19 protein-coding genes are annotated in these 21,684 nt (G+C 54.4%); 18 read left to right on the top strand and 1 reads right to left on the bottom strand.

Annotation, left to right across the window (positions count from 1 at the left end):
- Window positions 1-8: 8 nt before the first annotated feature.
- Entirely contained in the window at window positions 9-95 is an 87-nt protein-coding gene (leuL, locus tag ACOQH0_RS03600; protein WP_071985395.1) for a leu operon leader peptide, read from the bottom strand.
- Window positions 96-731: 636 nt separating this feature from the next.
- Here leuL and leuO point away from each other — a divergent pair.
- From leuO to ftsA, 18 genes are all read left to right on the top strand, one after another.
- On the top strand, window positions 732-1,676 hold the full coding sequence (gene leuO / locus ACOQH0_RS03605; protein ID WP_421511561.1) for a transcriptional regulator LeuO: 945 nt from the start codon (window positions 732-734) through the stop codon (window positions 1,674-1,676).
- A gap of 379 nt (window positions 1,677-2,055) precedes the next feature.
- Window positions 2,056-3,780 (top strand): acetolactate synthase 3 large subunit, encoded by a 1,725-nt coding sequence (gene ilvI / locus ACOQH0_RS03610; protein WP_421511562.1) that lies wholly within the window; start codon window positions 2,056-2,058, stop codon window positions 3,778-3,780.
- A gap of 1 nt (window position 3,781) precedes the next feature.
- Window positions 3,782-4,273: an acetolactate synthase small subunit gene (gene ilvN / locus ACOQH0_RS03615; RefSeq protein WP_003856371.1), complete on the top strand. Its 492-nt coding sequence runs from the start codon at window positions 3,782-3,784 to the stop codon at window positions 4,271-4,273.
- Window positions 4,274-4,452: 179 nt separating this feature from the next.
- On the top strand, window positions 4,453-5,457 hold the full coding sequence (cra, locus tag ACOQH0_RS03620; RefSeq protein ID WP_010426996.1) for a catabolite repressor/activator: 1,005 nt from the start codon (window positions 4,453-4,455) through the stop codon (window positions 5,455-5,457).
- 601 nt (window positions 5,458-6,058) lie between these two features.
- On the top strand, window positions 6,059-6,517 hold the full coding sequence (mraZ, locus tag ACOQH0_RS03625) for a division/cell wall cluster transcriptional repressor MraZ (protein ID WP_010426995.1): 459 nt from the start codon (window positions 6,059-6,061) through the stop codon (window positions 6,515-6,517).
- A gap of 2 nt (window positions 6,518-6,519) precedes the next feature.
- Window positions 6,520-7,461: a 16S rRNA (cytosine(1402)-N(4))-methyltransferase RsmH gene (gene rsmH, locus ACOQH0_RS03630; RefSeq protein WP_010426994.1), complete on the top strand. Its 942-nt coding sequence runs from the start codon at window positions 6,520-6,522 to the stop codon at window positions 7,459-7,461.
- Window positions 7,458-7,823 carry a cell division protein FtsL gene (ftsL, locus tag ACOQH0_RS03635; RefSeq protein WP_006173860.1) on the top strand — a complete coding sequence of 122 codons (366 nt, stop codon included), beginning with the start codon at window positions 7,458-7,460 and terminating at the stop codon, window positions 7,821-7,823. The genes rsmH and ftsL overlap by 4 nt, the downstream gene beginning before the upstream one ends.
- A gap of 15 nt (window positions 7,824-7,838) precedes the next feature.
- The gene (locus ACOQH0_RS03640) at window positions 7,839-9,605 is read left to right on the top strand and encodes a peptidoglycan glycosyltransferase FtsI (RefSeq protein WP_010426990.1); all 1,767 of its coding nucleotides are present in this window, start codon (window positions 7,839-7,841) and stop codon (window positions 9,603-9,605) included.
- Window positions 9,592-11,079, top strand: coding sequence for a UDP-N-acetylmuramoyl-L-alanyl-D-glutamate--2,6-diaminopimelate ligase (gene murE / locus ACOQH0_RS03645; RefSeq protein ID WP_100165479.1), 1,488 nt, complete (start codon window positions 9,592-9,594; stop codon window positions 11,077-11,079). The genes ACOQH0_RS03640 and murE overlap by 14 nt, the downstream gene beginning before the upstream one ends.
- The gene (gene murF, locus ACOQH0_RS03650) at window positions 11,076-12,434 is read left to right on the top strand and encodes a UDP-N-acetylmuramoyl-tripeptide--D-alanyl-D-alanine ligase (RefSeq protein WP_100165478.1); all 1,359 of its coding nucleotides are present in this window, start codon (window positions 11,076-11,078) and stop codon (window positions 12,432-12,434) included. Before murE ends, murF begins: the two co-directional genes overlap by 4 nt.
- Window positions 12,428-13,510: a phospho-N-acetylmuramoyl-pentapeptide-transferase gene (mraY, locus tag ACOQH0_RS03655; protein ID WP_003856353.1), complete on the top strand. Its 1,083-nt coding sequence runs from the start codon at window positions 12,428-12,430 to the stop codon at window positions 13,508-13,510. The genes murF and mraY overlap by 7 nt, the downstream gene beginning before the upstream one ends.
- A 2-nt stretch (window positions 13,511-13,512) precedes the next feature.
- Complete coding sequence (murD, locus tag ACOQH0_RS03660) at window positions 13,513-14,829, top strand: UDP-N-acetylmuramoyl-L-alanine--D-glutamate ligase (RefSeq protein ID WP_042718665.1); 1,317 nt, start codon at window positions 13,513-13,515, stop codon at window positions 14,827-14,829.
- The gene (gene ftsW / locus ACOQH0_RS03665) at window positions 14,829-16,073 is read left to right on the top strand and encodes a cell division protein FtsW (protein WP_042718662.1); all 1,245 of its coding nucleotides are present in this window, start codon (window positions 14,829-14,831) and stop codon (window positions 16,071-16,073) included. Before murD ends, ftsW begins: the two co-directional genes overlap by 1 nt.
- Window positions 16,070-17,134, top strand: coding sequence for an undecaprenyldiphospho-muramoylpentapeptide beta-N-acetylglucosaminyltransferase (gene murG, locus ACOQH0_RS03670; RefSeq protein WP_042718660.1), 1,065 nt, complete (start codon window positions 16,070-16,072; stop codon window positions 17,132-17,134). The genes ftsW and murG overlap by 4 nt, the downstream gene beginning before the upstream one ends.
- Window positions 17,135-17,191: 57 nt before the next feature.
- Entirely contained in the window at window positions 17,192-18,667 is a 1,476-nt protein-coding gene (murC, locus tag ACOQH0_RS03675; RefSeq protein ID WP_089599182.1) for a UDP-N-acetylmuramate--L-alanine ligase, read from the top strand.
- Window positions 18,660-19,580 carry a D-alanine--D-alanine ligase gene (locus tag ACOQH0_RS03680; RefSeq protein WP_420984841.1) on the top strand — a complete coding sequence of 307 codons (921 nt, stop codon included), beginning with the start codon at window positions 18,660-18,662 and terminating at the stop codon, window positions 19,578-19,580. Before murC ends, ACOQH0_RS03680 begins: the two co-directional genes overlap by 8 nt.
- A gap of 1 nt (window position 19,581) precedes the next feature.
- Window positions 19,582-20,424: a cell division protein FtsQ gene (gene ftsQ / locus ACOQH0_RS03685; RefSeq protein ID WP_421511563.1), complete on the top strand. Its 843-nt coding sequence runs from the start codon at window positions 19,582-19,584 to the stop codon at window positions 20,422-20,424.
- Window positions 20,421-21,677, top strand: a complete 1,257-nt coding sequence (ftsA, locus tag ACOQH0_RS03690) for a cell division protein FtsA (protein WP_010426970.1) — start codon at window positions 20,421-20,423, stop codon at window positions 21,675-21,677. Before ftsQ ends, ftsA begins: the two co-directional genes overlap by 4 nt.
- Window positions 21,678-21,684: the final 7 nt, after the last annotated feature.

Raw genomic sequence — 21,684 nt, forward strand, 5'->3', positions numbered from 1 at the left:
GTGACGATTCAACGCTGAATTTCGCCCGCCAGTCTACCGCGCACAGTGGATGCGTTTAGTAGTAGTAGACCGGTGAAACGAATGATGCGTGTCATGAATCGTGCTCCGTTAAATTCAATATGCTTTTAGTGGTACTGGATACGACTGTTCATGTCAACCCTTGGTGACAAATTTACACCTGCTGGCACGATCGCACTGATTATTGCATTTAGCTAATTGTGCTGGCTTTCTCGTTTACGACCTCTTTAATTGTCTATTTTTGGACTTGAAATTTATCGCCGGAATAATTTCAATATATTTAGTATCAATTGAACATACTTTGTTTGTCGTCGCTTCAGGGATTGAAATATGTGTTATTTCATTAATTTATGCGCGTGGTGAATGATTCGGACACGAATGTGTTGGGCGTATTGATAGAAGTTTGTTAACTAACTCAGCGGTGTTGGCGTTAATAGTTTAATGAAACTTAAGTTATTATTAACCTGAGGGGTGATTGTTTATTCATATGAACTATGGTTTCATGCCAATCCTAATGTAATTGATATCAATTCACAGTGATTTTATCCCTGCGTCAATGAGATGCATCTGCCCTCTATTGATGTGTTTGCCTTTATATTTTCCGAATTTTTAATAATTCTCTTTCGCTGGTCGTATATGCATGGTAAATCATATTTTTCGAACTTATTACAATGCTTTGGCAGAGGGAGTTTAGCGTGACAGTGGAGTCAGGAATGCCATTAAATAATATTAATCAACCTCAGGTTTATGACGGGGTTAAACCTCAGTTACGCACTGTGGATCTCAATCTGTTAACCGTTTTTGACGCGGTAATGCAGGAGCAGAATATCACACGAGCAGCTCAATCCCTTGGCATGTCTCAACCTGCGGTAAGTAATGCGGTGGCCAGACTTAAGTTGATGTTTAACGACGAATTGTTCGTGCGTTACGGGAGAGGGATCCAACCCACCGCCCGCGCATTTCAACTGTTTGGCTCTATTCGTCAGGCGCTGCAACTGGTACAAAATGAACTGCCTGGTTCAGGCTTTGAACCCTTAAGCAGCGAGCGAGTATTCCATTTATGCGTTTGCAGCCCGCTAGACAATTATTTGACCTCAATCATATACAATAAAGTTGAAACAATTGCGCCAAATATTCATCTGATTTTTAAGTCTTCATTAAATCAGAACACTGAGCACCAGCTCCGTTATCAGGAAACAGAGTTTGTCTTAGGATACGAAGAGTTCCGTCGCCCGGAGTTTTCCTGCGTACCGCTATTTAAAGATGAAATGGTCCTGGTCGCCAGTAAAAAACACCCGAGAATGAATTCTCCTCTGCGTGAAAACGATGTCTATAATGAACAACATGCCGTTGTCGCCCTCGACAGGTATGCTTCATTTAGCCTGCCGTGGTATGACACTGCGGATAAACAGGCGAGCGTTGCTTATCAGGGCATGGCAATGGTCAGCGTATTAAATGTCGTATCCCAGACGCACCTGGTCGCTATTGCCCCGCGTTGGCTGGCGGAAGAGTTCTCTGAACAGCTTAATCTGCAAATTTTGCCATTACCGCTCAAGCTTAATAGCCGTACTTGTTACCTTTCATGGCATGAAGCAGCTGACCGGGATAAAGGGCATCAGTGGATGGAAGAGTTGCTTATCAGCGTCTGCCGTCGATAAGCGCGTCAGGATAAATCGCATTAATGCATGCGGTTTATCCTGGTATTTTTAAAATTAATGATATTTTGTTCTAAATGATTTTTTTCTGGCCGTTGTCATACCGTCAAAAATAGATGATTTCCTGAATCATCTCACTTTTAAGCGATGATTCATTATCCCAACCTCTGATTACAGATGAATTCACCATAACCTTCCTGACTGGCTCTCTTTTCTGCTCCGGAAGGCCTTTCTCCCGCCTTGTTTGCCAATTGCCTGCCTTATAACGAGCGGTTAAGGTAACGATCACTCTGCATTATATAAGATAGGTTAATCCCTATCGTAAGACGGGGCGGAAATGAATTCTGCTTTCTGTCTTTAACAAAAAGCCTGGAGGCAAAGCATGGAGATGTTGTCTGGCGCGGAAATGGTCGTTCGATCGCTGATCGATCAGGGCGTGAAGCAAGTGTTTGGCTACCCGGGAGGCGCAGTCCTCGATATTTATGATGCGCTTCATACGGTAGGCGGCATTGACCATGTTCTGGTTCGTCACGAGCAGGCGGCAGTACATATGGCTGACGGGCTGGCCCGTGCGACGGGTGAAGTGGGCGTGGTATTAGTCACGTCTGGGCCTGGTGCGACCAACGCCATTACCGGTATCGCGACAGCGTATATGGACTCCATTCCGCTGGTCATTCTTTCCGGTCAGGTTGCGACCTCCTTGATTGGCTACGATGCTTTTCAGGAATGCGACATGGTGGGAATTTCACGCCCCGTGGTGAAGCACAGCTTCCTGGTTAAGCAAACCGAAGACATTCCCGGCGTGTTGAAAAAAGCCTTCTGGCTGGCAGCAAGCGGGCGTCCAGGCCCGGTCGTGGTCGATCTGCCAAAAGATATTCTGAACCCGGCGAATAAGCTGCCTTATGTCTGGCCGGAATCGGTGAGCATGCGCTCCTACAACCCAACGACGCAAGGGCACAAAGGCCAAATTAAGCGCGCGCTGCAGACGATTGTGGCAGCGAAAAAACCGGTGGTCTATGTGGGTGGAGGGGCCGTTAACTCCGCCTGTGAAACGCAGCTGCGTGAGCTGATTGAAAAGCTGAATCTTCCTGTCGCATCGTCGCTGATGGGGCTGGGAGCATTCCCGGCTACGCACCGTCAGGCGTTGGGGATGCTGGGTATGCATGGCACCTATGAAGCCAACATGACGATGCATAACTCCGATGTGATCTTTGCTGTTGGCGTTCGGTTTGACGATCGCACCACCAATAACCTGGCGAAATACTGTCCGAATGCGACCGTGTTGCACATTGATATCGATCCCACCTCTATTTCGAAAACGGTCCCGGCAGATGTGCCTATTGTCGGGGATGCGCGTCAGGTCCTCGAGCAAATGCTGGATCTGCTGGCGCAGGAAACGGTCTCTCAGCCGTTGGATGAGATCCGCGACTGGTGGCAGCAGATCGAACAATGGCGTGGGCGTCAGTGTCTGAAGTACGACACGCAAAGTGAGCAAATTAAGCCGCAGGCGGTGATCGAAACGATCTGGCGTCTGACCAAAGGTGAGGCATATGTGACGTCTGACGTCGGCCAGCATCAGATGTTTGCTGCACTCTATTATCCGTTTGATAAGCCGCGTCACTGGATCAACTCCGGGGGCTTAGGCACGATGGGCTTCGGTCTGCCAGCCGCGCTGGGAGTGAAGCTGGCGCTGCCAGATGAAACCGTGGTCTGTGTGACCGGTGATGGCAGTATTCAGATGAATATTCAGGAGCTGTCTACAGCGCTGCAATATGAGCTGCCGGTCCTGGTGCTGAACCTGAACAACGGCTATCTCGGCATGGTGAAGCAGTGGCAGGATATGATCTATTCCGGCCGCCACTCTCAATCCTATATGAAATCGCTTCCGGACTTTGTCCGTCTGGCGGAAGCCTATGGGCATATTGGCATGCGAGTGACCGATCCGGCAGAGCTGGAAACGAAACTCGGTGAAGCGCTTGAGCACGTGAAAAACAACCGCCTCGTGTTCATGGATGTCATTGTGGATGGCACCGAACACGTTTACCCGATGCATATTCGCGGTGGTGGTATGGACGAAATGTGGTTAAGTAAAACGGAGAGAACCTGATATGCGCCGGATATTATCTGTATTACTGGAAAACGAGTCTGGCGCACTGTCACGCGTCATCGGGCTATTCGCTCAGCGCGGTTACAACATCGAAAGTTTGACCGTTGCGCCGACGGACGATCCCACGCTATCGCGCATGACGATCCAGACCGTCGGCGACGCCAAGGTGCTTGAGCAGATTGAGAAACAGCTACATAAGCTGGTTGATGTGCTGCGCGTGAGTGAGCTGGGGCAGGGCGCTTATGTTGAGCGTGAGGTGATGCTGGTAAAAATTCAGGCCAGCGGCTACGGACGTGAAGAGGTCAAACGCAATACGGATATTTTCCGTGGGCAGATTATTGACGTCACGCCTTCTATTTATACGGTTCAGCTGGCGGGGACGAGTGATAAGCTGGATGCCTTCCTGGCCTCCGTGCGGGATGTGGCAAAAATTGTAGAAGTTGCGCGCTCTGGCGTGGTTGGCCTTTCGCGCGGCGATAAAATCATGCGTTAGTTGTCAAAAAGGTTCGCCTCTTTCTGCCCGGTTACCAAAGCCGGGCTTTTTTTTGTGTAATCAGCCGACAACGCAGATAAAAGCGGTTGCCGCGAAGGCTTTTCTGCGTTTAGATGTTAAAAGATTTAACCATAACCTTGACAGGGCCATGGACTCTTTTCTTTTTTTAAGGGGCAATTGTGAAACTGGATGAAATCGCCCGGTTAGCCGGCGTGTCACGAACTACGGCCAGCTATGTGATTAACGGTAAGGCAAAGCAGTATCGTGTCAGCGATAAGACCGTTGAAAAAGTCATGGCGGTGGTTCGTGAGCATAACTACCATCCGAATGCTGTCGCAGCCGGTCTCCGCGCTGGACGCACCCGCTCGATTGGTCTGGTGATCCCAGACCTGGAAAACACCAGCTACACCCGTATCGCCAACTATCTCGAACGTCAGGCACGCCAGCGTGGCTATCAATTACTGATTGCCTGTTCTGAAGACCAGCCCGACAACGAGATGCGCTGTATTGAGCATCTGCTCCAGCGCCAGGTGGATGCCATCATCGTTTCAACCTCATTACCGCCAGAGCATCCTTTTTACCAGCGTTGGGCAAACGATCCGTTCCCGATTGTCGCACTCGACCGTGCCCTTGACCGGGAGCATTTCACCAGCGTCGTCGGCGCCGATCAGGATGATGCGGAAATGCTGGCGGCCGAGCTGAGAACCTTCCCGGCCGAAACCGTGCTGTATCTTGGCGCGCTGCCAGAGCTTTCGGTGAGCTTCCTGCGTGAGCAAGGTTTCAGGACTGCCTGGAAAGAGGATCCGCGCGAGGTTCATTATCTCTATGCCAACAGCTATGAACGCGAAGCCGCCGCACAATTGTTCGAAAAATGGCTCGAAACGCATCCGATGCCTCAGGCGTTGTTCACGACCTCATTTGCGCTGCTGCAGGGGGTGATGGATGTGACGCTGCGTCGTGACGGGAAGTTGCCATCGGATCTGGCCATCGCAACGTTTGGTGATAACGAACTGCTCGATTTCCTGCAGTGCCCGGTACTGGCCGTGGCTCAGCGCCACCGCGACGTGGCTGAACGCGTGCTGGAGATTGTGCTGGCGAGCCTGGATGAGCCCCGCAAACCGAAGCCTGGCCTTACCCGCATCAAACGTAATCTTTATCGTCGTGGCATTTTAAGCCGTCATTAATCATTTCCTGGGGGGCGTTAAAACAGCCCCCTTTCACAGAATTAATGGTTACCTTAATTCCCGCATTAAAATTAGGATAATTCCTTAGGAATCATAGCCTGCTATTATTCTTAATTCGTTTGAGCGTTTAAATTGCCTTTAAAAGAATACTGATACGTTTTTAAAAGGCTAATTTTGTATTGTTTTGTTACAAACCTGCTTCGGGTGATGAATATTCAAACGTTTTTTCTCTCTCCCTTCTGGCTAGCCTGCCCGCCGTTGAACGCTCAGGATGCCGCGATGAATGTGGCGCTGTTATCCCCTGGCAATATGTCTTAAAATGCTGCCCGCGTCGCAAACTGACACTTTATATTTCCTTGCGATGATATTGAGTGAGCTTTAACGCTAGTGTGCATATTCGGTTTTTTTCTTACAAATATTCATAACGTTAATTTTGCCTCGCCAGTTGTGCAGTTATTAACCAGGTCTGTTTATCTCTGTAAATAGAGGGCTTTCGGGTCCGTATAGAGAGAGTCCTGGCTTGACAAGCTTTTCCATCGCTCCGTAAACTCCTTTAGGTGGGAATTTGTGGGTTAAAGTGGTGAGGAGGGGTGAGGCTGGCATGTTCCGTGGAGCTACGTTAGTCAATCTCGACAGCAAAGGGCGCTTATCGGTACCAACCCGATACCGCGACCAGCTGATTGAGAACGCTTCAGGTCAAATGGTTTGCACCATTGACATCAACTCCCCCTGCCTGCTGCTTTACCCTTTACCCGAATGGGAAATTATTGAGCAAAAGCTGTCGCGACTGTCGAGCATGAATCCGCAAGAGCGCCGCGTACAGCGGTTGTTATTGGGACATGCCAGTGAGTGTCAGATGGACAACGCAGGACGACTACTAATTGCGCCTGTGTTGCGGCAACATGCGGGTCTGACAAAAGAAGTGATGCTGGTCGGGCAGTTCAATAAGTTTGAACTGTGGGACGAAACGACCTGGTATCAACAGGTCAAGGAAGATATCGACGCTGAGCAGTCCGATTCCGCAACATTGTCGGAACGGCTGCAGGACTTGTCTCTATAAATATGATGGAAAATTATAAACATACAACGGTGTTGCTGGATGAGGCCGTTAACGGTCTGAATATTCGTCCAGACGGCATCTACATTGATGGCACTTTTGGTCGCGGTGGCCACTCGCGTCTGATCCTCTCCCAGCTAGGAGCGGAAGGACGTCTGCTGGCAATCGATCGCGATCCGCAGGCGATTGCCGTTGCGCAAACCATCGATGACCCACGCTTTTCCATCGTGCATGGACCTTTTTCTGCGCTGGCGGATTACGTAGCTGAGCGCGGCCTGACGGGCAAGATCGACGGAATTCTTCTCGATCTTGGCGTCTCTTCACCTCAGCTTGATGATGCAGAGCGCGGATTCTCCTTCATGCGCGATGGTCCACTGGACATGCGCATGGATCCGACGCGCGGCCAGTCTGCCGCAGAGTGGTTACAAACAGCTGACGAAGCGGATATCGCCTGGGTCATCAAAACCTTCGGCGAAGAGCGTTTTGGTAAACGTATCGCGCGCGCCATCGTTGAACGAAACCGCATTGAGCCGATGACGCGTACCAAGGAGTTGGCCGAGGTGATTGCAGCTGCGACACCGGTGAAGGATAAGCACAAACATCCCGCGACCCGTACCTTCCAGGCGGTTCGTATCTGGGTAAACAGTGAACTGGAGGAAATAGAGCTGGCGCTAAAAAACTCGCTCGACGTGCTGGCCCCGGGTGGGCGGTTATCCATCATCAGCTTCCATTCGCTGGAAGACCGCATTGTGAAGCGCTTTATGCGTGAACAGAGCCGCGGTCCTCAGGTGCCAGCGGGGCTGCCGATGACGGAAGAACAACTCAGGAAGCTGGGTGGCCGTCAGTTGCGAGCATTAGGCAAGTTGATGCCGGGCGAAGAAGAGGTGGCAGAGAATCCACGTGCCCGTAGTTCAGTGCTGCGAGTTGCAGAGAGGACGAACGCATGATCGGCAGAGTGACAGAGACCCTAAGCAAAGTTAAGGGATCGTTAGGAAGCAACGAGCGCCATGCCTTGCCTGGCGTGATCGGCGACGATCTTTTGCGGTTTGGGAAGCTGCCACTCTGCTTGTTCATTTGCATCATTGTGACGGCAGTAACGGTGGTGACAACAGCCCACCATACACGTTTATTGACTGCGCAACGCGAGCAGCTGGTGCTGGAACGCGATGCGCTGGATATTGAATGGCGAAATCTGATTCTTGAAGAAAACGCGCTCGGCGATCACAGCCGGGTTGAACGGATCGCAACGGAAAAGCTGCAGCTGCAGCATGTTGATCCATCGCAGGAAAATATCGTAGTACAAAAATAAGGGAAAACGCGACGCATGAAAGCAGCGGCAAAAACGCTAAAACCAAAACGTCAGGAAGAACAGGCCAACTTTGTCAGTTGGCGTTTTGCGTTGCTTTGCGGCTGCATTTTACTGGCGCTGGGTTTCCTGCTGGGACGCGTGGCGTGGTTGCAAATCATCGCCCCTGACATGCTGGTGCGTCAGGGTGATATGCGCTCTCTTCGCGTGCAGGAAGTGTCGACGTCTCGCGGGATGATCACCGACCGTTCTGGCCGCCCTCTGGCGGTGAGCGTCCCGGTGAAGGCAATCTGGGCCGATCCGAAAGAGCTGCATGATGCTGGTGGGATCACGCTTGATAACCGCTGGAAGGCCCTTGCGGACGCGCTGAAGATGCCGCTGGACCAGTTAGCTTCACGTGTGAATACCAACCCGAGAGGGCGCTTTATCTATCTGGCGCGTCAGGTGAACCCTGACATGGCGGATTACATCAAAAAATTGAAGCTGCCAGGGATCCATCTGCGTGAAGAATCCCGCCGGTACTATCCATCCGGCGAAGTGACTGCTCACCTCATTGGCTTCACTAACGTTGATAGCCAGGGGATTGAAGGTGTTGAAAAAAGCTTTGATAAATGGCTCACCGGTCAGCCCGGCGAGCGCATTGTGCGCAAAGACCGCTATGGTCGCGTGATCGAGGATATTTCCTCAACCGACAGCCAGGCCGCACACAACCTTGCACTGAGTATCGATGAGCGGCTACAGGCGCTGGTTTACCGCGAGCTGAACAATGCCGTGGCCTTTAACAAAGCGGAATCGGGCAGTGCCGTGTTAGTTGATGTCAGCACGGGTGAAGTGCTGGCGATGGCCAATAGCCCGTCCTACAACCCTAACAATCTTACCGGTACGCAGAAGGATGTTATGCGTAACCGTACCATCACCGACGTGTTCGAACCGGGTTCAACCGTTAAGCCGATGGTGGTCATGACGGCACTTCAGCGCGGTATCGTCAATGAAAACACCGTACTGAATACCATTCCTTACCGAATTAACGGCCACGAAATCAAAGACGTGGCGCGCTACAGCGAATTGACCCTGACCGGGGTGTTACAGAAGTCGAGTAACGTCGGTGTTTCAAAGCTGGCGTTAGCGATGCCGTCCTCAGCGTTAGTAGAGACTTACTCACGTTTTGGGCTTGGAAAGGCGACCAATTTGGGGTTGGTCGGAGAACGCAGTGGCTTATATCCTCAAAAACAACGGTGGTCTGACATAGAGAGGGCCACCTTCTCTTTCGGCTACGGGCTAATGGTGACACCGTTACAGTTAGCGCGAGTCTACGCAACGATCGGCAGCTATGGCGTTTATCGCCCGCTGTCGATTACCAAAGTTGATCCACCGGTTCCCGGTGAGCGTATTTTCCCGGAATCGACCGTCCGTACTGTTGTTCATATGATGGAAAGCGTGGCGCTGCCCGGCGGCGGCGGCGTGAAGGCGGCGATTAAAGGCTATCGCATCGCCATTAAAACCGGTACAGCGAAAAAAGTGGGGCCAGACGGCCGCTACATCAACAAATACATTGCCTATACCGCAGGCGTAGCGCCTGCAAGCAATCCGCGTTTTGCGCTGGTGGTCGTCATTAACGATCCACAGGCGGGTAAATACTACGGCGGCGCCGTCTCCGCGCCTGTGTTCGGGGCCATCATGGGCGGCGTATTGCGCACCATGAACATTGAACCGGATGCGCTGGCGACGGGCGACAAAAGTGAATTTGTAATTAATCAAGGCGAGGGTACAGGTGGCAGATCGTAATTTGCGCGACCTTCTCGCTCCGTGGGTGCCAAATGCACCGGAGCGAGCACTGCGAGAGATGGTACTGGACAGCCGTGTGGCTGCTTCCGGCGATCTTTTTGTGGCGGTGGTCGGTCATCAGGCGGACGGGCGTCGTTATATCCCGCAGGCGATTGCGCAAGGTGTTGCTGCCATTATTGCTGAGGCCAAAGATGAGGCAACCGACGGTGAAATCCGTGAAATGCACGGTGTGCCGGTTATCTATCTCAGCCAGTTAAATGAGCGTCTCTCTGCGCTGGCAGGGCGTTTCTATCACGAACCTTCCGACCAGTTACGTCTGGTTGGCGTGACGGGCACCAACGGTAAAACCACCACCACGCAGCTGATGGCGCAATGGGCGCAACTGCTGGGTGAAACCGGTGCCGTCATGGGGACCGTGGGTAATGGCCTGCTGGGTAAAGTGAGCCCGACGGAAAATACCACTGGTTCGGCAGTTGACGTACAGCATGTGCTTGCCGGGCTGGCAGAGCAGGGTGCGACCTTTGCTGCGATGGAAGTCTCTTCACACGGTCTGGTACAGCACCGCGTGGCCGCGCTGAAATTTGCGGCTTCGGTGTTTACCAACCTGAGCCGCGATCATCTTGATTACCACGGTGATATGGAGCACTACGAAGCCGCGAAATGGCTGCTCTATTCCACCCACCATCACGGTCAGGCCATCATCAATGCCGACGATGAAGTCGGTCGCCGCTGGCTGGCGAAGCTGCCGGATGCGGTTGCGGTGTCGATGGAAGACCATATTAATCCGAACTGCCACGGCCGCTGGCTGAAGGCCGTTGAGGTGAATTACCACGACAGCGGGGCGACAATCCGCTTTGCCTCTTCCTGGGGTGAAGGCGAAATTGAAAGCCGCCTGATGGGGGCGTTTAACGTCAGCAACCTGCTGCTGGCGCTGGCGACACTGCTGGCGCTGGGCTATCCAATGGCCGACCTGCTGAAAACCGCTGAGCGACTGCAGCCTGTTTGCGGCCGTATGGAAGTGTTCAGCGCGCCGGGTAAACCGACGGTTGTGGTCGACTACGCCCACACGCCGGATGCGCTGGAAAAAGCGCTGGAAGCGGCTCGCCTGCACTGTGCCGGTAAGCTCTGGTGCGTGTTTGGCTGCGGTGGCGATCGCGACAAGGGCAAACGCCCGCTGATGGGCGCTATTGCCGAGCAGTTTGCGGATATTCCGGTAGTGACCGATGACAACCCGCGTACCGAAGAGCCGCGCGCCATCATTAACGACATTCTGGCGGGCATGCTGGATGCAGGTCGTGCTCGCGTGGTGGAAGGCCGCGCGGAAGCGGTGACCAACGCCATCATGCAGGCTAAGGAAAACGACGTGGTTCTGCTGGCCGGGAAAGGCCATGAAGATTATCAGATTGTCGGCAATCGTCGTCTGGATTACTCGGACCGTGTAACGGCAGCTCGTCTGCTGGGAGTCGTGGCATGATTAGCCTCACGCTAAGCCAGGCCGCTGCGGTACTGCACGGCGAATTGCTGGGTCAGGATCTGACCATTGACGCCGTGACCACGGATACCCGCAAAGTGACCGCGGGTTGTCTGTTTGTGGCGCTGAAAGGCGAGCGTTTTGATGCGCATGATTTTGCACAGCAGGCCAAAGAGCAGGGCGCAGGTGCGCTGCTGGTCAGCCGCAGGCTGGATATCGATTTGCCGCAACTGGTGGTGAACGATACCCGTCTGGCATTCGGTGAACTGGCGGCATGGGTCCGTCAGCAGGTTCCGGCTCGCGTTGTCGCGCTAACGGGGTCGTCCGGAAAAACGTCCGTAAAAGAGATGACGGCGGCGATTCTCGGCCAGTGCGGAAACACACTTTATACTGCGGGCAACCTAAATAATGACATCGGCGTGCCGATGACATTACTCCGCCTGACCAAAGAACATGAATTTGCGGTGATCGAGTTAGGGGCAAACCACCAGGGCGAAATCGCCTGGACCGTGAGCCTGACTCGTCCGGAGGCGGCGCTGGTGAATAACCTGGCTGCCGCGCATCTGGAAGGTTTCGGGTCGCTGGAAGGCGTGGCGAAAGCCAAAGGCGAGATCTACACCGGCCTGCCGGTTGACGGTATTGCCATTATGAATGCCGACAACAATGACTGGCTGAACTGGCAAAGCATTATTGGTTCCCGTAAGACCTGGCGCTTCTCACCGAATGCCGCCAACAGTGACTTTACGGCGACCAATATCCATGTAACGTCCCATGGCACGGAGTTCACCCTCAACACCCCAACGGGTGGCGTGGATGTGCTGCTGCCTCTGCCGGGTCGTCATAACATCGCCAATGCGCTTGCGGCGGCGGCGCTGTCCATGGCGGTTGGCGCGTCGCATGATGCGATCAAAGCTGGGCTGGCGAATCTGAAAGCCGTGCCGGGGCGTCTGTTCCCGATTCAGCTTTCGGAAAACAAACTGCTGCTGGATGACTCCTACAACGCGAACGTTGGCTCGATGACGGCGGCGGTGCAGGTGTTGTCAGAAATGCCGGGCTACCGCGTGATGGTGGTTGGCGATATGGCCGAGCTGGGCGATGAAAGCGAGGCCTGTCATACCCAGGTCGGTGACGCGGCGAAAGCGGCGGGCATTGATTGCGTGCTGAGCGCAGGAAAACTGAGCCAGGCAATTAGCCATGCCAGCGGTGTCGGTGAACATTTTGCCGAAAAAGCGGCGTTGATTGAGCGCCTTAAAGCATTAATTACAGAAAAACAAATTGTGACAGTGTTAGTGAAAGGTTCACGTAGTGCCGCCATGGAAGAGGTTGTGCACGCATTACAGGAGAACGGGACATGTTAGTTTGGCTGGCCGAACATTTGGTCAAATATTACTCAGGCTTTAACGTCTTTTCCTATCTGACGTTTCGCGCCATTGTCAGCCTGCTGACTGCGCTGTTCATCTCGTTATGGATGGGCCCGCGCATGATTGCCCGTCTGCAAAAGCTCTCTTTCGGCCAGGTTGTGCGTAACGACGGTCCGGAATCTCACTTCAGCAAACGCGGCACCCCAACAATGGGCGGGATCATGATCCTGACCGCGATCGTTGTTTCCGTGCTGCTGTGGGCGTATCCGTCCAACCCGTATGTCTGGTGTGTACTGACGGTTCTGGTGGGTTACGGGATCATTGGCTTCGTCGATGACTATCGCAAAGTGGTACGCAAAGACACCAAGGGCCTGATCGCCCGCTGGAAGTATTTCTGGATGTCGGTCATCGCGCTGGGCGTCGCCTTTGCGCTGTATCTGGCAGGGAAAGACACGCCAGCTACCGAGCTGGTCGTGCCGTTCTTTAAAGACGTGATGCCGCAGTTGGGGCTGTTCTATATCCTGCTTGCGTACTTCGTGATTGTCGGCACCGGTAACGCGGTGAACCTGACTGATGGTCTGGATGGCCTGGCGATTATGCCGACCGTCTTCGTCGCGGGCGGTTTTGCGCTGGTGGCCTGGGCGACCGGTAACATGAACTTTGCCAACTATCTGCACATCCCTTACCTGCGCCACGCGGGTGAGCTGGTGATTGTCTGTACGGCGATTGTCGGCGCGGGGCTGGGCTTCCTGTGGTTCAACACCTATCCGGCGCAGGTCTTCATGGGTGACGTCGGTTCACTGGCGCTGGGTGGCGCGTTAGGCATTATTGCCGTGCTGCTGCGCCAGGAGTTCCTGCTGGTGATCATGGGTGGCGTGTTTGTGGTTGAAACCCTGTCGGTAATTTTGCAGGTCGGATCCTTCAAGCTGCGCGGCCAGCGCATCTTCCGTATGGCGCCGATTCACCACCACTATGAACTGAAAGGCTGGCCGGAACCGCGCGTGATTGTGCGCTTCTGGATTATTTCGCTGATGCTGGTGCTGATTGGCCTGGCAACGCTGAAGGTACGTTAATCATGGCAGATTACCAGGGTAAAAAAGTCGTTATCATCGGGTTGGGCCTCACGGGCCTTTCCTGCGTGGACTTTTTCCTTGCGCGCGGCGTCACGCCACGCGTGATGGATACGCGTGTCTCTCCGCCGGGTCTGGACAAACTGCCGGAACAGGTTGAACGCCACCTTGGTGGTCTGAATGATGACTGGCTGCTGGCCGCCGATCTGATTGTTGCCAGCCCGGGTATGGCGCTGGCGCACCCATCACTCAGCGCCGCATCCGATGCGGGCGTAGAGATTGTCGGGGACATCGAACTGTTCTGTCGCGAAGCGCAGGCTCCGATTATCGCCATTACCGGCTCAAATGGTAAAAGCACGGTCACTACGCTTGTCGGCGAGATGGCAAAAGCGGCGGGTAAGAACGTCGGTGTTGGCGGCAATATTGGCCTGCCAGCCCTGATGCTGCTGGATAAAGGCTGTGAGCTGTACGTACTGGAACTTTCCAGCTTCCAGCTTGAAACCACCTCCAGCCTGCACGCGGCTGCCGCGACGATCCTCAACGTGACTGAAGATCATATGGACCGGTATCCCTTTGGTCTGCAGCAGTACCGCGCGGCTAAGCTGCGCGTTTATGAAAATGCGAAAGTCTGCGTGGTTAATGCCGACGACGCGCTGACCATGCCGGTGCGCGGTGCAGATGACCGCTGCATCAGCTTTGGGATCACCATGGGTGATTACCACCTGAACCGTCAGCAGGGTGAAACCTGGCTGCGCGTGAAGGGTGAAAAAGTGCTGAACGTGAAAGAGATGACGCTTTGCGGTCAGCATAACTACACCAACGCGCTGGCAGCACTGGCGCTGGCGGATGCCGTTGGCCTGCCTCGCTCTTCCAGCCTGAAAGCGCTGACCACATTTACCGGTCTGGCGCACCGCTTCCAGTTAGCGCTGGAACATAACGGCGTGCGCTGGATTAACGACTCCAAAGCCACCAACGTGGGAAGCACGGAGGCCGCGCTGAACGGTCTTCACGTTGAGGGTACGCTGCATTTGCTGCTGGGTGGTGATGGAAAATCTGCAGATTTCTCCTCGCTGAAACAGTATCTCTCCGGAGATAACATCCGCCTGTACTGCTTTGGTCGTGACGGCAGCGAGCTGGCTGAACTGCGCCCGGAGATCGCCGAGCAAACTGAAACCATGGAACAGGCGCTGCGCCTGATCGCGCCGCGCGTGAAGCCAGGCGACATGGTGCTGCTCTCTCCGGCTTGCGCCAGCCTCGATCAATTCAAGAATTTCGAACAGCGTGGTGATGTCTTTACCCGCCTGGCGAAGGAGTTAGGCTGATGCGTTTATCTCTCCCTCGCCTGAAAATGCCGCGCCTGCCAGGATTTGGAATTCTGGTGTGGCTGTTTGCGGCACTGAAAGGCTGGGTGATGGCTTCCCGGGATAAGGATTCCGATAGCCTGATCATGTATGACCGCATGCTCTTCTGGCTTACGCTGGGGCTGGCGGCGATCGGCTTTATCATGGTGACCTCGGCCTCCATGCCGGTCGGGCAGCGCCTGGCTAACGATCCCTTCCTGTTTGCCAAGCGTGACGGGCTGTACATCATTCTGGCTTTCTGCCTGGCGCTGGTGACCTTACGTCTGCCGATGTCGTTCTGGCAGCGGCACAGTACAGCCATGTTGATTGCGTCCATTATCATGCTGCTGATCGTACTGGTTGTCGGGAGCTCCGTTAACGGGGCATCACGCTGGATCGCCTTTGGTCCACTGCGTATTCAGCCTGCGGAATTTACCAAGCTGTCCCTGTTCTGCTACCTGGCGAACTACCTGGTGCGTAAGGTTGATGAAGTTCGTAATAACCTTCGCGGCTTCCTAAAGCCGATGGGCGTGATTCTGGTGTTGGCGATCCTGCTGCTGGCACAGCCTGACCTTGGTACCGTGGTGGTACTGTTTGTCACCACGCTGGCGATGCTGTTCCTGGCGGGTGCAAAGCTGTGGCAGTTCATCGCCATTATCGGGATGGGGATTTCGGCGGTTGTGCTGCTGATCCTCGCTGAGCCTTACCGTATCCGCCGCGTGACCTCGTTCTGGAACCCGTGGGAAGACCCGTTCGGCAGCGGTTATCAGCTGACGCAGTCGCTGATGGCGTTTGGCCGCGGTGAAGTCTGGGGGCAAGGCCTGGGCAACTCGGTGCAAAAACTGGAGTATTTGCCGGAGGCACACACCGACTTCATCTTCTCCATTATTGGGGAAGAACTGGGTTATATCGGTGTGGTATTAGCGCTATTAATGGTATTCTTCGTCGCTTTCCGCGCCATGTCGATTGGCCGAAAAGCGCTGGAGATCGATCACCGCTTCTCAGGTTTCTTAGCCTGTTCAATTGGTATCTGGTTTAGCTTCCAGGCATTGGTTAACGTCGGGGCCGCAGCGGGTATGCTGCCGACTAAGGGCCTGACGTTGCCGCTGATCAGTTATGGTGGTTCGAGTCTGTTGATCATGTCGACGGCCATCATGTTTTTGTTGCGCATAGATTATGAGACGCGTCTGGAGAAAGCCCAGGCGTTTACACGAGGTTCACGATGAATCAACCGAAGCGGTTAATGGTGATGGCAGGCGGTACCGGCGGACACGTGTTCCCGGGGCTGGCGGTTGCGCACCATTTAATGGATCAGGGCTGGCAGGTACGCTGGCTGGGAACCGCAGACCGCATGGAAGCCGATCTGGTACCGAAGCACGGTATTGAGATCGACTTTATTCGTATTTCTGGCCTGCGAGGCAAAGGCCTCAAGGCAATGCTGCTGGCACCGGTGCGTATTTTTAACGCCTGGCGTCAGGCCCGCACCATCATGAAGCAGTTTAAGCCTGATGTGGTGCTGGGAATGGGCGGATACGTGTCCGGTCCTGGTGGGCTGGCGGCGTGGTCCCTGGGCATCCCTGTTGTGCTGCATGAGCAGAACGGTATCGCCGGGCTGACCAACAAGTGGCTGGCGAAAATTGCCACAAAAGTGATGCAGGCATTCCCCGGCGCGTTCCCGAAAGCAGACGTCGTCGGAAACCCGGTGCGCGTCGATGTGCTGGCGCTGCCGCTGCCTGACGCTCGCCTGAATGGTCGTGAAGGTCCGGTACGCGTGCTGGTCGTCGGTGGTTCTCAGGGGGCACGCATCCTGAACCAGACGATGCCGCAGGTGGCCGCAAAGCTGGGCGATGCCGTGACCATCTGGCATCAGAGCGGTAAAGGTGCTCAGCAGACCGTTGAGCAGGCTTACGCCGAAGCGGGGCAGCCGCAGCACAAGGTAACGGAATTTATTGACGATATGGCCGCAGCCTATGCCTGGGCCGATGTCGTGGTCTGTCGTTCTGGCGCATTAACGGTGAGCGAAATCGCTGCCGCAGGTCTGCCAGCGCTGTTTGTGCCGTTCCAGCACAAAGACCGACAGCAGTACTGGAATGCGCTGCCGCTAGAGAAAGCCGGTGCCGCGAAGATTTTTGAGCAGCCACAATTTACCGCCGATGCGGTCGCCACCACTCTGGCGGGCTGGAACAGAGAGGCATTGCTGGAAATGGCACAGCGCGCGCGCGCGGCGGCTATCCCGGATGCAACGGAACGAGTGGCAAAAGAAGTGAGCCTGGCAGCCCAGGCTTAACCCTCGCAGCGCGTGAAGCGCGGCACGAATTTTTAAGTAGTCGATGGCGTTTAGAGAATGAATACACAACAACTGGCAAAACTGCGTTCTATCGTGCCCGAGATGCGTCGCGTCCGGCACATTCACTTTGTTGGCATCGGTGGTGCTGGCATGGGCGGTATTGCCGAAGTGTTAGCTAACGAAGGTTATCAGATCAGCGGGTCTGACCTGGCGCCAAACCCTGTAACGCAGCAGCTGGCGTCGCTTGGGGCGACTATCTATTTCAACCATCGCCCGGAAAACGTGCGCGATGCGAGCGTGGTGGTGGTGTCGAGTGCCATCTCCTCAGACAACCCGGAAATCGTTGCCGCACATGAAGCACGTATTCCGGTGATCCGCCGCGCTGAGATGCTGGCGGAGCTGATGCGTTTTCGTCACGGTATCGCCGTTGCGGGCACGCACGGTAAAACCACAACCACGGCGATGGTATCCAGCATTTATGCAGAAGCGGGTCTGGACCCGACGTTCGTTAACGGTGGTCTGGTGAAAGCGGCAGGCGTCCATGCGCGTCTGGGCCACAGCCGTTACCTGATTGCGGAAGCGGATGAGAGCGATGCGTCGTTCCTGCATCTGCAGCCAATGGTGGCGATTGTCACCAATATCGAAGCTGACCATATGGATACTTACCAGGGCGACTTCGAAAACTTAAAGCAGACGTTTATTAACTTCCTGCACAACCTGCCGTTCTATGGCCGTGCGGTAATGTGCGTTGACGACCCGGTGATCCGCGAGCTGCTCCCGCGCGTCGGGCGTCAAATCACCACTTATGGCTTCAGCGAAGATGCTGATGTTCGTGTTGAAGAGTACAAACAGATTGGTGCGCAGGGGCATTTCACCCTTGCACGTCAGGACAAAGAGTTGCTGCACGTGACGTTGAATGCGCCAGGTCGCCATAACGCCCTGAATGCGGCGGCGGCGGTTGCGGTAGCGACGGAAGAAGGCATTGATGATGATGCGATCCTGCGCGCGCTGGAAAGCTTCCAGGGTACAGGCCGTCGCTTCGACTTCCTTGGTGAATTTCCGCTGGACGCAGTGAACGGTAAATCGGGTACCGCGATGCTGGTAGACGATTACGGTCACCACCCAACGGAAGTGGACGCCACGATCAAAGCGGCTCGTGCGGGTTGGCCGGACAAAAATCTGGTGATGATTTTCCAGCCCCACCGCTACACCCGTACCCGCGATCTGTACGACGATTTCGCCAACGTGCTGTCGCAGGTCGATACGCTGCTGATGCTGGATGTTTATTCTGCGGGTGAAACAGCGATTCCGGGCGCGGACAGCCGTTCGTTATGTCGAACCATTCGCGCACGCGGTAAAGTGGACCCTATTCTGGTTTCGGACCCGGCGCAGGCAGCAGAAATTCTCGCGCCGGTGCTGACGGGTAACGATTTGATTCTGATTCAGGGTGCGGGAAATATCGGCAAAATCGCCCGTACCTTAGCCGAAATCAAACTGAAGCCGCAAACTCCGGAGGACGAGCATCATGGCTGATAAGATTGCTGTCCTGTTTGGCGGCACCTCCGCTGAGCGCGAAGTGTCCCTGAATTCAGGCGCTGCCGTTCTGGCGGGCCTGCGTGAAGGTGGCGTTGATGCGCATCCGGTCGATCCGAAAGAGATTGATGTGACCCAGCTGAAAGCGATGGGCTTCGATAAAGTTTTCATTGCACTGCACGGCCGTGGCGGTGAAGACGGTACATTGCAAGGGCTGCTGGAGTTAATCGGCCTGCCGTACACCGGCAGCGGTGTGATGGCGTCTGCCATCTCCATGGATAAACTGCGCAGCAAACTGCTGTGGCAGGGCGCGGGGCTCCCCGTTGCGCCATGGGTTGCTCTGACGCGTACTGAATTTGAATTGGGCCTGTCGGACAGCGTTAATACACGCATTGCCGCGCTGGGCTTACCGGTTATTGTTAAGCCGAGCCGTGAAGGGTCGAGCGTGGGGATGTCTAAAGTCGATAAAGCTGAGGATTTATCTGCCGCGTTAACATTGGCATTTCAACATGATGAAGAAGTTCTGATTGAAAAATGGCTCAGCGGGCCGGAATTTACTGTCGCGATGCTTGGCGAAGAAATTTTACCGTCAATTCGTATCCAACCTGCCGGAGTCTTCTATGATTATGAGGCGAAGTATCTCTCTGATGAGACGCAATATTTCTGTCCAAGTGGTCTTGAAGCAGAACGTGAAGCCGATTTACAGTCTCTGGTGCTCAAAGCCTGGAATGTTTTAGGCTGCCGCGGCTGGGGACGCATTGATGTCATGCTCGACGGTGACGGGCAATTTTACCTGCTGGAAGCCAACACCTCTCCAGGTATGACGAGCCATAGCCTTGTGCCGATGGCAGCGCGTCAGGCGGGGATGAGCTTCTCGCAGTTAGTCGTACGTATTCTGGACCAGGCGGGCTGATATGTCTCAGGCTGCATTGAACACGCGCAACCGCGATGAAGAGGAAGAATATACGTCTTCACGCCGGAGTAATGGAACGCGTCTTGCAGGAATTATCTTCCTGCTCGGGGTGCTGTGCACCGTGTTTATCAGCGGCTGGATGGTGCTGGGCTGGATGGAAGATGCGCAGCGTTTACCGCTCTCTAAGCTGGTGGTGACCGGCGAGCGTCACTACACGCGTAACGATGATATTCGCCAGTCTATTCTGGCCCTGGGCTCACCTGGCACCTTTATGACCCAGGACGTCAATATTATCCAGAGCCAGATTGAACGTCTGCCGTGGATAAAACAGGCGAGTGTAAGAAAGCAATGGCCTGATGAATTGAAGATTCATCTGGTTGAATATGTGCCCATTGCGCGTTGGAATGATCAGCACATGGTAGACGTAGACGGAAATTCCTTCAGCGTCCCAGGCGATCGCGTCAACAAGCAAAATTTACCGATGTTGTATGGCCCTGAAGGCAGCGAAAACGAAGTGTTACAAGGTTTCCGCGAGATGGGGCAGGTGCTGGCTAAGGATCGCTTTACGTTAAAAGATGCCGCAATGACGGCGCGCCGCTCCTGGCAACTGACGTTAACGAACGGGATCAAGCTCAACCTTGGCCGCGGCGACACAATGAAACGTCTGGCGCGATTTGTAGAACTTTACCCGGTTTTACAGCAGCAGGCGCAGACGGACGGCAAACGGATAAGCTACGTTGATTTGCGCTATGACTCAGGCGCAGCAGTCGGTTGGGAGCCGGCTCCGGTCGAGGAACCTAATCAGCAACAGAATCAGGCACAGGTACAGGCAGAACAACAATGATCAAGGCGACGGACAGAAAACTGGTAGTTGGACTGGAGATTGGCACCGCGAAGGTTGCCGCTTTAGTAGGGGAAGTTCTGCCCGACGGTATGGTCAATATCATTGGCGTGGGGAGTTGCCCATCCCGTGGTATGGATAAAGGTGGGGTAAACGACCTTGAGTCGGTGGTGAAATGCGTTCAGCGCGCCATCGATCAGGCTGAATTAATGGCAGATTGCCAGATTTCTTCTGTCTATCTGGCCCTTTCTGGCAAGCACATCAGCTGCCAGAACGAAATCGGTATGGTGCCGATTTCAGAAGAAGAAGTGACGCAGGAAGATGTAGAGAATGTTGTGCATACGGCGAAGTCCGTGCGCGTCCGCGATGAGCATCGCGTACTGCACGTGATCCCGCAGGAATATGCGATCGACTACCAGGAAGGGATTAAGAACCCGGTGGGTCTTTCCGGCGTACGTATGCAGGCAAAAGTGCACCTGATCACATGTCACAACGATATGGCGAAGAACATCGTTAAAGCCGTTGAACGTTGTGGACTGAAAGTTGACCAACTTATTTTCGCCGGTCTGGCCGCGAGTTATTCCGTGCTGACCGAAGATGAACGTGAACTGGGCGTCTGTGTGGTCGATATTGGTGGTGGTACAATGGACATGGCTGTCTATACCGGCGGCGCGTTGCGCCACACCAAAGTGATCCCTTACGCAGGGAACGTTGTGACCAGCGATATTGCCTACGCTTTTGGTACGCCACCGAGCGATGCAGAGGCCATTAAAGTCCGCCACGGTTGCGCACTGGGTTCTATCGTGGGCAAAGATGAGAGCGTTGAAGTGCCGAGCGTAGGTGGTCGTCCACCGCGCAGCCTGCAGCGCCAGACGCTGGCAGAGGTAATTGAGCCGCGCTATACCGAGCTGCTCAACCTGGTCAACGAAGAGATTTTGCAGTTACAGGAACAGCTTCGTCAGCAGGGTGTTAAGCATCATCTTGCGGCGGGGATTGTATTAACCGGCGGGGCAGCGCAAATTGAAGGTCTTGCGGCCTGCGCTCAGCGCGTGTTCCATACGCAGGTGCGTATTGGTGCGCCGCTGAATATCACCGGTTTAACGGATTACGCTCAGGAGCCGTATTATTCAACGGCTGTGGGCCTGCTGCACTACGGGAAAGAATCCCATTTGAGTGGTGAAGCAGAAGTGGAAAAACGCGTCTCGGTGGGGTCGTGGGTCAAACGACTTAACACCTGGTTGCGAAAAGAGTTTTAATTTTTTT

The sequence above is a fragment of the Enterobacter sp. JS8-1 genome, assembly GCF_049187015.1.
Classification (GTDB): Bacteria; Pseudomonadota; Gammaproteobacteria; order Enterobacterales; family Enterobacteriaceae; genus Enterobacter; species Enterobacter mori.